Genomic DNA, 11,210 nt, shown 5'->3' on the forward strand with positions numbered 1-11,210 from the left:
ACAAGGAGAACGAAGTGACCGAAGCGGCTGCTGCCACTTCCGAGACGGCTGCCGGCACCACGCAGGCTGAGCCGGCTCGCGATTCGCGTGATGGCCGCCGCGGCGGTCGTGACCGCAACCAGGGTGGCGGCCGTGACCGCAACTCCCGTGACCGTGGCGACAACCAGTTCCTGGAGCGCGTCGTCACCATCAACCGCGTCTCGAAGGTCGTGAAGGGTGGTCGTCGCTTCAGCTTCACCGCCCTCGTGGTCGTCGGTGACGGCAACGGTCTGGTCGGCGTCGGCTACGGCAAGGCCCGCGAGGTCCCTCTGGCGATCTCGAAGGGTGTCGAAGAGGCCAAGCGCAACTTCTTCCGCGTTCCGCGCGTCGGCAGCACCATCCCGCACCCCGTGCAGGGTGAGGCGGCCGCTGGTGTGGTCCTGCTCCGTCCGGCCGCTGCCGGTACCGGTGTCATCGCCGGTGGTCCGGTCCGCGCCGTGCTCGAGTGCGCCGGTATCCACGACGTGCTGTCGAAGTCGCTCGGCTCGTCGAACACGATCAACATCGTGCACGCGACGGTCACCGCCCTGAAGCAGCTCGAGGAGCCTCGTGCGGTCGCCGCGCGTCGTGGCCTCGAGTTCGACCAGGTCGCCCCTGCGCGCCTCGTGCGCGCCGAGGCCGAGGCCATCGCCGCACAGAAGGTAGGTGCCTGATGGCCGCGCGACTGAAGGTCACGCAGATCAAGTCCAAGGTGAGCGAGAAGCAGAACCAGCGTGACACGCTGCGCAGCCTCGGTCTGAAGCGGATCGGTGACACCACCGTCCGCCCCGACGACGCGCAGACGCGCGGTTACGTCAAGACCGTCGCCCACCTCGTCAAGGTTGAGGAGATCGACTAATGGCTGAGAAGAACGAGGCCGTCGAGGCTGAGAAGGCCACGAAGAAGGCTGCAGCTCCCAAGGCTGCCGCCGAGAAGAAGCCGGCCGCGAAGAAGGCTCCGGCCAAGACCGCTGCCGCCGACGCCAAGGCTGAGGGCGCTGCCAAGAAGCCGGCCGCCAAGAAGGCCGCGCCGAAGAAGGATGCTCCGGCGTCCCGTCCCGGCGTGCTGAAGGTGCACCACCTGCGTCCCGTCCCCGGATCCAACACCGCCAAGACCCGCGTCGGCCGTGGTGAGGGCTCCAAGGGTAAGACCGCTGGTCGTGGAACCAAGGGCACCAAGGCGCGCAACACCGTTCGCGTCGGCTTCGAGGGTGGGCAGATGCCGCTGCACATGCGCACCCCGAAGCTGCGCGGGTTCAAGAACCCGTTCCGCGTGGAGTACCAGGTCGTGAACCTGGAGAAGCTCGCGGAGCTGTACCCGAAGGGTGGCGATGTCACCATCGGCGACCTGGTCGCCAAGGGTGCCGTTCGCAAGAACGAGAAGGTCAAGGTTCTCGGAAACGGCGACATCGCCGTGAAGCTCACCGTTTCGGTCGACAAGGTCTCGGGTTCTGCCGAGCAGAAGATCGTCGCGGCTGGCGGATCCGTCAAGTAACCGCTTAGCAAGAGGGGTCGGAGATTCTCCGGCCCCTCTTGTGGTTTCACACTCCGAGACCTCGCTCTGGGGCCGCATCCGGCGGGCCTGGTATCGGTGGCGAATTCCGGGAAGCCCGGTTTGCGTTACCCTGGTCTTTCAGCCGTCCTTCGGGAATCGGCAACCTTTTCAGGAGGAACGTCCTTGTTTAGCGCCATCGCGCGGATCTTCCGCACCCCCGACCTGCGTCGGAAGATCGGTTTCACACTCGCCATCGTCGCGATCTACCGGCTCGGCTCCAACGTCCCGGCGCCGTTCGTGAACTTCCCGAACGTCGAAGAGTGTCTTGCCGCCAACGCGGGCACCGATGGGCTGCTCGGACTGGTCAACCTCTTCTCCGGCGGCGCGCTGCTGCAGCTGTCGATCTTCGCGCTCGGCGTCATGCCGTACATCACCGCGACGATCATCACGCAGCTCCTGCGCGTGGTCATCCCGCACTTCGAGGCGCTGCACAAGGAAGGACAGGCCGGCCAGGCCCGTCTGACCCAGTACACGCGTTACCTCACGATCGCCCTCGCGCTGCTCCAGTCGACGACTCTCGTCACGGTGGCCCGTAGCGGCCAGCTCTTCGGCACGACCGATCTCGCGGCCTGCCAGCAGCTTCTGACGAACGATGTGTGGTGGGCGCAGCTGCTCATCATCATGGCGATGACGGCCGGTACCGGCCTGATCATGTGGTTCGCCGAGCTCGTCACCGAGCGCGGCATCGGCAACGGCATGTCGCTGCTCATCTTCACCTCGATCGCCGCCACGTTCCCCGGTGCCATGAGCCTCATCTGGCAGACCAAGGGCTTCGAGGTCTTCCTGCTGGTGCTGCTGGTCGGAATCATCGTGATGGGGCTCGTCGTGTTCGTCGAGCAGTCCCAGCGACGCATCCCGGTGCAGTACGCCAAGCGCATGGTCGGTCGGCGCACCTACGGGGGCACGAACACCTACATCCCGATCAAGGTGAACATGGCGGGTGTGATCCCCGTCATCTTCGCCTCGTCGTTGCTGTACATCCCGGCACTCATCGCGCAGTTCAACACCCCGCAGGACGGATCGACTCCGGCTGCCTGGGTGACCTGGATCACGACGAACTTCACGTCGGGCAACAGCCCGGTGTACATGGCCGCGTACTTCCTGCTGATCATCGGGTTCACGTACTTCTACGTGGCGATCACGTTCAACCCGGTCGAGGTCGCGGACAACATGAAGAAGTACGGCGGGTTCATCCCCGGCATCCGTGCGGGCCGCCCGACGGCCGAGTACCTCGACTACGTGCTCACCCGCATCACGCTTCCGGGCTCGCTGTACCTCGGTCTGATCGCGCTCATCCCGCTCATCGCTCTGGCCACCGTCGGCGCCAACCAGAACTTCCCGTTCGGTGGTGCGTCGATCCTCATCATCGTCGGTGTGGGTCTCGAGACGGTCAAGCAGATCGACGCGCAGCTGCAGCAGCGACACTACGAAGGGCTCCTCCGATGACAGCATCCGCACGTCTTCTCATCGTCGGCCCGCAGGGCTCCGGCAAGGGCACGCAGGGCGTGCGCATTGCCGAGTCCTACGGCATCCCGGTCGTCTCGACCGGCGACATCTTCCGCGCGAACATCAAGGAGGGGACGCCCCTCGGCCAGCAGGTCACGGCGATCCTCGACAAGGGTGACCTCGTCCCGGATGAGCTGACCAGCGAGATCGTGCGCGACCGCCTGTCGCAGGAAGACGCCGCTCACGGGTTCCTCCTCGACGGCTACCCGCGCAACACCGCGCAGGTCGCCCACCTCGAGTCGTTCCTCGCCGAGCGGGGGCAGGCGCTCGACGCCGTCATCCTCCTCGACGTGCCGCGTGAGGAGAGCCTGCAGCGTCTGACGCTCCGTGCGACCGAGCAGGGCCGTTCCGACGACACCCCGGAGGCCATCGGTCACCGTCTCGACATCTACGAGCGCGAGACCGCCCCGATCCTCGAGGTCTACGGCGCCAAGGGCATCGTAGACCGCATCGACGGTGTGGGTTCGCTCGACGAGATCACCGAGCGCATCGGCGAGGCGCTGACGGCGCGCGGCCTGCGTCTCGCGGCCTCCGCTTCCTGAGATGTTCCGCCGGTCGATCTACAAGACCCCGGCTCAGCTGCGAGCCATGGTCGAGCCCGGGCTCATCACGGCCGCGGCACTGGATGCCGTCCGCCCGCTGATCAAGGCCGGCGTCACCACGCTCGAGCTCGACACGGTGGCGAACCGCACGATCCTCGCCCGTGGCGCTGAGTCGAACTTCCAGCTGGTGCGCGGCTACTACCACACCACCTGCATCTCGGTGAACGAGCAGGTCGTCCACGGCATCCCGGGGGAGCGGGTGCTGCAGCCCGGCGACATCGTGTCGGTCGACTGCGGCGCGCAGTTCCGCGGATGGAACGGCGACAGCGCGATCACCGTGGTCGTGCCCGACCCGGAGCGGCCTGAGCTGGTCGCACGCCGTGAAGAGCTCTCCCGCGTCACCGAAGGCTCTCTGTGGGCGGGAATCGCGGCCATGGCGTCCGTATCGTCGATCGACGAGATCGGTGCGGCCATCCAGGAGTACATCGAGGCACAGGGGCCGTCCGCGGTCTCCGGCGAGCCCTACGGGATCCTGCGCGAGTACGTCGGTCACGGCATCGGTCGCAAGATGCATGAGGCCCCCAGCGTCTTCAACTACCGCACCCCCGACCGCGGCGAAGACGTGAAGCCCGGACTCGTGCTCGCCATCGAGCCGATGGTCACCGCCGGCGGGGATGCGACCTTCATCGAAGAGGACGACTGGACCGTCACGACGGTGGACGGCACGGACGGCTCCCATTGGGAACATAGCGTCGCCCTGCATGATGGGGGTATCTGGGTGCTGACTGCGCCCGATGGTGGAAGAGCCGGACTCGCCCCGTTCGGGGTCGAGCCTCGAGAGATCGGAAAGTAATGGCAGCGGCGAAGAGCAACACCAACTGGTTCGCGATCGGCGTCTCCATCGCCGTGGTCGTGGTGCTGGTGGCGATCGGTGGTCTCGTGGTGTTCCTCAACAACCAGGCCACCGCGCCCGGTGTAGCTCCCAAGAGCGATATCGTCGATGGGAAGACAGGAGCCATCAGCTTTGGATCCGGCGAAGATGAGATCGAGACGTACGTCGACTTCATGTGCCCGATCTGCGGCCAGTTCGAGGATGCTTATGGCGAACAGCTCCAGTCGGCGGCTGCGAACGGCACCATCACGCTCAGCATCCACCCGATCTCGATTCTCGATCGAGCCTCGCAGAACACGCAGTTCTCCACACGGTCAGCGAATGCGGCGTACTGTGTCGCAGAGCAGGCGCCTGACTCGTTCCTGGCCTTCTTCAACTTGCTGTTCGAGCGTCAGCCGGAAGAGAACTCGACGGGTCTGACGGACAAGGAGCTGTCTGCGATCGCCGAGGAGTCTGGCGCAGGCGCCGCAGCCGATTGCATCTCGGCCGGCACGTTCAACAAGTTCGTGGCTGACATGACGGCGTTGACCCCTCCTGACCCTGAGACCGGGCGCGTCGGCACCCCCACCGTTGTGATCAACGGGGATCGAATCCAGAACGCCGACATCGCGAGCCAGTTCGCCAAGCTGCTCGGGTGACATTCCCGGGCTTCTGACGAGCGCCCGGTCTGACTCCGCCATCACGGTCCCACCGCAGACGTCGGCACGAGCCGGACGCTGTAGGAGACGTCTTCCCGTCGTGCTTTGGTACAGAGCTGCGGGACGATGGTTCGTCGATACGTTGGAGCAAAGTCTCTAGTGAGTGGCGAGCCCCGTGACTACGGTCGTTTGAAGTAACTGATATGACCGGAGGATGGATGATGGAGATTTTGACGGCGGGGCCCGCGGGCGGGACCACGCGTAAGGTGCGAGGCAACAGGGTCACTCGGCGGCTCTCGGGGGCCGGTGCGGCAGCGGCCCTGGTCTTGGGACTGATGGTTCCCCTGGGAGTGGCCGCTCCCGCCCAGGCGGCAGGTTCCGCGACATGCTCCTCGTTCGGGTGGAGTGGTGCGAACATCATCGGGTCGTGCTCGAACAAGACGTTCCAGGTGATGTGGCAGTGCTTCCCGTCCAAGAAGTGGAACTACAAGACACTTGGCGGGCCGTTCGGCCTGAGCTTCAACTTCAAGGCGTGCGCGGTGACCTGGGTCACTGACGCGCAGGCAGTCATCTAGCGGTTTCCAGCCCGCGATACACTCGCACGAGGGCTTCGGCGCCGATTGGTTGCCGGGGCCCTCGTTGGCGTATATAATTGATCTTTGGTGCTTTGTGCCTTGATTCGGCGTGTCCGGCGGTGCAGCACCACAAACCAACCACCCACCGCAGATCGACCGATCTGCAGAAGCGTCAGCGAGGCTATGGCTAAGAAAGACGGTGTCATCGAGATCGAGGGCGTGATCTCCGAGGCTCTGCCCAACGCGATGTTCCGCGTTGAGCTCAGCAACGGGCACAAGGTCCTTGCAACGATCTCCGGCAAGATGCGGCAGAACTACATCCGTATCATCCCCGAGGACCGTGTGGTCGTGGAGCTCAGCCCCTACGACCTGACCCGCGGCCGTATCGTCTACCGCTACCGCTGATCGGTCGAGAAGTAACGGCCTGCCCCTGTCCGGGGCGGTACGAAGACAGCGAACAGGAAACATCATGAAGGTCAACCCCAGCGTCAAGCCCATCTGCGATCACTGCAAGGTGATCCGCCGTCACGGCCGCGTCATGGTGATCTGCAAGAGCAACCCGCGTCACAAGCAGCGCCAGGGCTGAGTCCCCGGCGGGCCCGCCGGTCTGATCGACGGGCCCGCGCTGCGCGGCATCGCTCACGCACATCTCACAACTGAAAACACACAACGGCAGGATCAGAACTCGCGCAAGCGGGGGACACCTCGGGCGGAGGCCCGGGCACCGATCCTGTTCCATACCTCCACAACACCCAGGAGAACCGCATGGCACGTCTTGCCGGCGTTGACATCCCGCGCGACAAGCGCGTGGTGATCGCCCTTACCTACATCTACGGCGTCGGCCGTACCCGCTCGGTCGAGATCCTCAAGGCGACGGACATCGACGAGAGCATCCGCGTGAAGGACCTCAGCGACGACCAGCTGATCGCCCTCCGCGACCACATCGAAGGCAACTACAAGGTGGAGGGTGACCTGCGCCGCGAGGTTGCAGCAGACATCCGCCGCAAGGTCGAGATCGGCTCCTACGAGGGCATCCGCCACCGTCGTGGTCTCCCGGTCCGTGGTCAGCGCACCAAGACCAACGCCCGTACCCGCAAGGGCCCGAAGCGCACCGTCGCAGGCAAGAAGAAGGCCCGCTAAGCGCGGCCCCAGGGACTAGGAGAACACTTTCATGGCTGCACCCAAGGCCGCCGCGCGCAAGCCGCGCCGCAAGGAAAAGAAGAACATCGCGCTGGGCCAGGCCCACATCAAGTCGACGTTCAACAACACGATCGTCTCGATCACCGACACCTCCCTTGCTGCCCTCGTCGAGCACCTTCTTCGGCTCGCCCCCTTGTGGCTTGCCCGGCGTCGGAATGGGCCGGTTGAGCGCGCTCTTGGCTTCCTGCTCGGTGCCCATCGAGTTGTAGAGGTCGAACCCGATGAACGACAGGAAGCGGTATGTCATGTACGGCGCGAACCCGGCCAGCGCCATCAGCACGACCCCGGCGAGAGGGTCGGCGATACTCGACAAATCGCCGTCGATCGGGGCCGACACCTGGGTCACTGCGACCAGCAGAATCACGACGAGTACGAGCTTGGAGAGGATGAGCGCGACGACGAACATCGCCCACTTGGAGATCCAGCCGCGCGTGGCATCCCAGGAGGCGCCGGAGAACGCGAACGGGGCCAAGACCACCGCGACCAGTAGGAGCGCCTTGCGGACTAGCAGGCTCAGCCAGACGATCGCAGCGGCTGCGATGGCCAAGGCCGCGAGGAAGATGGTCAAGATCGCACCGACACCGGGTGCCCCCACGTTCAGCGCGGTCAATCCGGCGACGAGGATCGCGATCTTGTCGCCCATCGTGGCTGTGGTTTCGCCAGCGGCTTGGATGATGCCGACCGAGAGTTGGTCAACAATCTCTAGCAGTAGGGCCGTGAGGGTGATCACCACGAAGGAGCCGAGGACGCTCTTGGCCAGCCCGAGGGCCGCTCGGGAGAGGGCGGCGGGTTCTCGGCGAATCATGCCCGTGATGAGCTGTAGACAGAAGAACAGCAGCATGACGAACACGGCGATTCCGAAGATCAGGTTGTAGACGCCTAAGTACTCGCCGCTGGTGACGTCGACCATCGTGGTCGTGTCGAAGACCGTCCAGACAGCCTCAAACATCCAGGCGGCTGCCGCGCCCATCGCACTGGCGAGCCAGTCGAATGGTGCCGAGATCAGCGTCGCTGCGGCTTCACCGGCGACGTCGCAGACGGTGGAGATGACGGGGATATCGCACACGCCCATCACGAGCCTCCTAGTGGTTCGGAGTAGATGGGCGGGTCAGACGGCTTGGCCGACGCCCCAGAAGAAGTTGATGAGCGTGACCGACGCGCCACAGACGACGGCGGCACCGCACGAGATCAAGACGCCGATCTTGCCGCGACCGGCCAGATGCGGGTTGGAAGAGTTGGACCCGTAGGCCCAGATGATCGCCGAGACAATCAACGCCAGGACCGACAGGATCAAGCCCACGGTCATGACTGCGCCGACGATGATGCGCAGCTGGTCGATACCCGGCAAGCCACTGGAGTTGGGGTCGATGTCGATCACGGCAGTTCTCCTTTGTGAGAGGACGGATGGTTCTGCCGTCAGGTGCTCCCCGCTGCCACGCACACGAAAGCGCCCGCCCCAGAGAGGGGCGGGCGCTCAGAAGAAGCCGGCGTCGTCAGAGTTGCTGGCCGATGCCAATCAGCCAGTTCATCCACGCGACACCGGCACCGGCAAGGACTGCGCCTCCGAGGGAGACCAGCACTCCGACGCGGCCCTTGGCGGCGGCGGCATAGTTGCCGGTGCTCGATGAGACCGCCCAGATGATCGCCGAGACGATCAGCATCAGCACCGCGATCACGAGCGCGAACATCAGCAGCGCCCCGACGACCTCCCGTAGATCGTCGATACCGGCCAGTCCATCGAAGTCGGGAAATACATCCATGACGCACCCCCGCTACTTCACCGTGACGTGCAGGTGGTCGTAGTGCCCACCCGTCACGTTGTCGGGGTCGTGCATCCCGCCGCCGTTGTAGGAACGCCAGCCCTCGGAGTCGCGCGAGAGCGACCAGATCTTGCCCTGCCAGATCAGGTACTCGACACCGAGAGCTTCGGCGTGGGTCTGCATCCACTCGGTGACCTGCCAGCCGTAGTCGAGTTGCTCGCTGGTCGGATACTGGCCGATCGCGTTGCCGAACGTCAGATCACACGCCCTGCCCAGGGGATGCTCTGACTGCGTGCCGGGCCGGGGCGAGTAGCAGCCCCAGCCCGTGTCTGGGAACTGGGCGAGAGTCTGCTCATACAGGTGCAGCATCCGGGCAGTGATCTGCCCGGTCGACGTCGGGTCATCGACCATCCGGCTCGGGTCGTCGCCGTCGAATGGAGCCGGGTCACCGGCGATACCGTTGGTGCCCGCGCAACCGTGGGGAGGCCCGACTGAGGCTTCGGGGAGGTCGGCGGCGTTGTGCTGGTTCAGCCATGCTGCCGGGTCGATCTGTTCGCCGTTGGTGCCGCCGGGGCGAACCTCGAAGTGCAGATGTGCTCCGGTGCTACGTCCACTCGACCCGACATCGCCGATGTGCTGGCCTGCGCGCACGTGATCTCCGACCGAGACGTGGATGCCGTGCTGCCACATATGCGCGTAGGCGGTGGCGACGGTCTGCCCGCTGATGGTGTGCTCGATGATGATGAGACCGCCGTAACCGCCTGAGAACTCAGCCACAGTCACTGTGCCGTCAGCGGCGGCCAGGATGGGGGTGCCGTCAGCTGCGCCGAGGTCGAGACCGGAGTGATAGGAGGTCTCGCCGGTGAATGGGTCGCTGCGATACCCGAACTCGCTGGTGACGACCCAGGTGCCCTCGGGCAGCGGGAACACCACGCGCGAAGACTCCGTGACTTGTCTAGTCGTCACCAGGTAGGGGCCAGTCGCGGTGGTCGGGCCGCCGGAGCCGGTGAGGGCACTGAGGATGGTGGCCGCGACCGGCTCGTAGTTGTTGTACCTGTCCGGGTGGGCTGAGACCTCGACAGCCTGTGCCGCCTCGCCCTTGCCCATCTGCTGCCAGCCAGGAATGTCGAGCAGGCCACGCGGACTCGGGTAGTTGGGGCCGTCCGGCCCGCCGTAGAACGCCCGCGCTTGATACGTGGAGTCCATGAGGTCGGCGACCGTTCCCCACCCCGACTGCGGGCGCATCTGGAACAGGCCGAGTGAGTCGTGGTCTGAGCCATTGCCATCGTTCGGGTAGTCGGCGCTCTCGGGGTAGGCGGAGGTGTTCGACAGCATCCGCAGGCTGGATTCGGTCAGTGCGGCCATGAGCGCGATCTGGATGCCGTCGCGCCCCACCCCGTCGATGCCGGAACCGATCTCGATGATGGTGGCCGCGTGCGTGAGTTGCTGCCGGTTGAGCGTGATGGTCTCGCCGTTCGCGGTGGTCGCGGTCAACGAGTCGGGGATGTTCCCTACGGTGATGCCGGAGCCGTCGATGGTGCACTCGGCGTTCGCGGAGGGGTTCATCAGCACGCCGATACCCAACAGGCCCATGAATGGGCCGAGCAGGAGCAGAAGGGCGAGGGCGATGACTGCTTTCTTCATCGTCATGGCCTCCGTCTCAGCGCAGTGGCTGGTCGAGAATCGACAGGCGCAGCAGGTAGCAGGACGGCACGACACCCGCATCGGGCGTGCTGGTCTCGCTTTGGCTGCCGGTCGGCGGGTCGTCGGGCGGGCAGGCGAGGAAGATCGTGAACGCCACCGAGTGCTCGGAGGTCACGGGTTCGTCGTTCCAGATGCCCTCGCGGTGCCGGGTGCCCTCGATCGTGATGGCGGTCGCCCCGACCGGGAGTTGTCCGGGCCGGGCTTGTTCGACCGCTTGTGCCCACTGCTCGGGCACGTAGGCTTCGGTGATGGTCAGGTGCTGGCTCGTGCTGTACTGGCGCAGATCGACCCAGGCGTCACGCGACGGCAGGTAGGAGGCGATGTCAGAGGCCAGGCCCGCCTGCTCGTTCCCGGTCGGGTCGCCCACGTCCAGCAGCACGGCGGTGTAATCCAGCGGCAGGAACCCGCTGGTGGTATCCCAGGTGAACAGCACGTGCGCGGCCTCGCGCGCGAACTCGTCGGGGTCGGTCGACGGGGCGATGTAGGGCAGGCGCGGAGTCGGCCGGGTCGGGTCGGTGGGCGCAGGCGCTGCCGGTGCTTCGGGTCGGGTGCCGTCGTCGTTCGGGCCGATCACCAGCCCGTAGACGCCGATCGCAGCCAGGACGAGGAACGCGACGCCGGCGCAGACAAAGGAGATCAGTCGGCGGCGGGTGCGGGCGGGATCATCGGGAGTCGTCTTCATGACCCCCAGGTGCGCCGTCCGCGCACCCGACGAGGGTCAGAGCGCCCGGAGGTGCCTGCGCGGATTGCTCAACGCCTGCCGCGCCGTGCGCAGGTCGTCGGCGAACGTGCTGGTGCCGTCAGCGGTCGCCAGGAACGAG

The 11,210-nt window shown here is 65.6% G+C and carries 15 protein-coding genes and 2 pseudogenes; 12 read left to right on the forward strand and 5 right to left on the reverse strand.

The window, feature by feature from the left end:
- Nucleotides 1-14 precede the first annotated feature (14 nt).
- From rpsE to KZA10_RS01970, 12 genes and pseudogenes are all read left to right on the forward strand, one after another.
- Entirely contained in the window at nucleotides 15-692 is a 678-nt protein-coding gene (rpsE, locus tag KZA10_RS01915) for a 30S ribosomal protein S5 (RefSeq protein WP_017829196.1), read from the forward strand.
- Nucleotides 692-877 (forward strand): 50S ribosomal protein L30, encoded by a 186-nt coding sequence (gene rpmD, locus KZA10_RS01920; RefSeq protein ID WP_017201575.1) that lies wholly within the window; start codon nucleotides 692-694, stop codon nucleotides 875-877. Before rpsE ends, rpmD begins: the two co-directional genes overlap by 1 nt.
- Complete coding sequence (gene rplO, locus KZA10_RS01925) at nucleotides 877-1,512, forward strand: 50S ribosomal protein L15 (RefSeq protein ID WP_021201116.1); 636 nt, start codon at nucleotides 877-879, stop codon at nucleotides 1,510-1,512. The genes rpmD and rplO overlap by 1 nt, the downstream gene beginning before the upstream one ends.
- A gap of 183 nt (nucleotides 1,513-1,695) precedes the next feature.
- Nucleotides 1,696-3,018, forward strand: coding sequence for a preprotein translocase subunit SecY (gene secY, locus KZA10_RS01930; RefSeq protein ID WP_021201115.1), 1,323 nt, complete (start codon nucleotides 1,696-1,698; stop codon nucleotides 3,016-3,018).
- Nucleotides 3,015-3,620 (forward strand): adenylate kinase, encoded by a 606-nt coding sequence (locus tag KZA10_RS01935; RefSeq protein WP_055865582.1) that lies wholly within the window; start codon nucleotides 3,015-3,017, stop codon nucleotides 3,618-3,620. The genes secY and KZA10_RS01935 overlap by 4 nt, the downstream gene beginning before the upstream one ends.
- A 1-nt stretch (nucleotide 3,621) precedes the next feature.
- The gene (map, locus tag KZA10_RS01940; RefSeq protein ID WP_218682039.1) at nucleotides 3,622-4,473 is read left to right on the forward strand and encodes a type I methionyl aminopeptidase; all 852 of its coding nucleotides are present in this window, start codon (nucleotides 3,622-3,624) and stop codon (nucleotides 4,471-4,473) included.
- Nucleotides 4,473-5,150 (forward strand): thioredoxin domain-containing protein, encoded by a 678-nt coding sequence (locus KZA10_RS01945; RefSeq protein ID WP_218682040.1) that lies wholly within the window; start codon nucleotides 4,473-4,475, stop codon nucleotides 5,148-5,150. The genes map and KZA10_RS01945 overlap by 1 nt, the downstream gene beginning before the upstream one ends.
- A 221-nt stretch (nucleotides 5,151-5,371) precedes the next feature.
- Nucleotides 5,372-5,725 (forward strand): hypothetical protein, encoded by a 354-nt coding sequence (locus tag KZA10_RS01950; protein ID WP_218682041.1) that lies wholly within the window; start codon nucleotides 5,372-5,374, stop codon nucleotides 5,723-5,725.
- A gap of 183 nt (nucleotides 5,726-5,908) precedes the next feature.
- Complete coding sequence (gene infA / locus KZA10_RS01955; RefSeq protein WP_017201569.1) at nucleotides 5,909-6,130, forward strand: translation initiation factor IF-1; 222 nt, start codon at nucleotides 5,909-5,911, stop codon at nucleotides 6,128-6,130.
- Nucleotides 6,131-6,194: 64 nt separating this feature from the next.
- Complete coding sequence (rpmJ, locus tag KZA10_RS01960; protein WP_005050492.1) at nucleotides 6,195-6,311, forward strand: 50S ribosomal protein L36; 117 nt, start codon at nucleotides 6,195-6,197, stop codon at nucleotides 6,309-6,311.
- A gap of 179 nt (nucleotides 6,312-6,490) precedes the next feature.
- Complete coding sequence (gene rpsM, locus KZA10_RS01965) at nucleotides 6,491-6,865, forward strand: 30S ribosomal protein S13 (RefSeq protein WP_017201568.1); 375 nt, start codon at nucleotides 6,491-6,493, stop codon at nucleotides 6,863-6,865.
- A gap of 31 nt (nucleotides 6,866-6,896) precedes the next feature.
- Nucleotides 6,897-7,031 (forward strand): annotated as a pseudogene (locus KZA10_RS01970) (30S ribosomal protein S11); the annotation flags it as partial.
- Here KZA10_RS01970 and KZA10_RS17620 read toward each other — a convergent pair.
- The 5 genes and pseudogenes from KZA10_RS17620 to KZA10_RS01995 all read right to left on the reverse strand — a co-directional run.
- Nucleotides 7,014-7,997: pseudogene (locus KZA10_RS17620) on the reverse strand (conjugal transfer protein TrbL); the annotation flags it as partial. The pseudogenes KZA10_RS01970 and KZA10_RS17620 sit on opposite strands and share 18 nt — an antisense overlap.
- A 36-nt stretch (nucleotides 7,998-8,033) precedes the next feature.
- The gene (locus tag KZA10_RS01980) at nucleotides 8,034-8,303 is read right to left on the reverse strand and encodes a DUF6112 family protein (protein ID WP_052001297.1); all 270 of its coding nucleotides are present in this window, start codon (nucleotides 8,301-8,303) and stop codon (nucleotides 8,034-8,036) included.
- Nucleotides 8,304-8,418: 115 nt separating this feature from the next.
- Complete coding sequence (locus tag KZA10_RS01985; RefSeq protein ID WP_036340989.1) at nucleotides 8,419-8,685, reverse strand: DUF6112 family protein; 267 nt, start codon at nucleotides 8,683-8,685, stop codon at nucleotides 8,419-8,421.
- A gap of 12 nt (nucleotides 8,686-8,697) precedes the next feature.
- Complete coding sequence (locus KZA10_RS01990) at nucleotides 8,698-10,329, reverse strand: M23 family metallopeptidase (RefSeq protein ID WP_218681766.1); 1,632 nt, start codon at nucleotides 10,327-10,329, stop codon at nucleotides 8,698-8,700.
- Between the two features lie 16 nt (nucleotides 10,330-10,345).
- Nucleotides 10,346-11,071 (reverse strand): hypothetical protein, encoded by a 726-nt coding sequence (locus KZA10_RS01995; protein ID WP_094451888.1) that lies wholly within the window; start codon nucleotides 11,069-11,071, stop codon nucleotides 10,346-10,348.
- Between the last annotated feature and the right edge of the window lie 139 nt (nucleotides 11,072-11,210).

The sequence above is a fragment of the Microbacterium sp. BF1 genome (genome assembly GCF_019279095.1).
Taxonomy (GTDB): Bacteria; Actinomycetota; Actinomycetes; order Actinomycetales; family Microbacteriaceae; genus Microbacterium; species Microbacterium maritypicum.

Bases quoted from the DNA above. Each gene is read 5' to 3' on its own strand.
- rpmD (WP_017201575.1), top strand. From the start codon at position 692: ATGGCCGCGCGACTGAAGGTCACGCAGATCAAGTCCAAGGTGAGCGAG.
- rplO (WP_021201116.1), top strand. From the start codon at position 877: ATGGCTGAGAAGAACGAGGCCGTCGAGGCTGAGAAGGCCACGAAGAAG.
- KZA10_RS01935 (WP_055865582.1), top strand. From the start codon at position 3,015: ATGACAGCATCCGCACGTCTTCTCATCGTCGGCCCGCAGGGCTCCGGC.
- map (WP_218682039.1), top strand. From the start codon at position 3,622: ATGTTCCGCCGGTCGATCTACAAGACCCCGGCTCAGCTGCGAGCCATG.
- KZA10_RS01945 (WP_218682040.1), top strand. From the start codon at position 4,473: ATGGCAGCGGCGAAGAGCAACACCAACTGGTTCGCGATCGGCGTCTCC.
- KZA10_RS01950 (WP_218682041.1), top strand. From the start codon at position 5,372: ATGGAGATTTTGACGGCGGGGCCCGCGGGCGGGACCACGCGTAAGGTG.
- infA (WP_017201569.1), top strand. From the start codon at position 5,909: ATGGCTAAGAAAGACGGTGTCATCGAGATCGAGGGCGTGATCTCCGAG.
- rpmJ (WP_005050492.1), top strand. From the start codon at position 6,195: ATGAAGGTCAACCCCAGCGTCAAGCCCATCTGCGATCACTGCAAGGTG.
- rpsM (WP_017201568.1), top strand. From the start codon at position 6,491: ATGGCACGTCTTGCCGGCGTTGACATCCCGCGCGACAAGCGCGTGGTG.
- KZA10_RS01985 (WP_036340989.1), bottom strand. From the start codon at position 8,685: ATGGATGTATTTCCCGACTTCGATGGACTGGCCGGTATCGACGATCTA.
- KZA10_RS01990 (WP_218681766.1), bottom strand. From the start codon at position 10,329: ATGAAGAAAGCAGTCATCGCCCTCGCCCTTCTGCTCCTGCTCGGCCCA.
- KZA10_RS01995 (WP_094451888.1), bottom strand. From the start codon at position 11,071: ATGAAGACGACTCCCGATGATCCCGCCCGCACCCGCCGCCGACTGATC.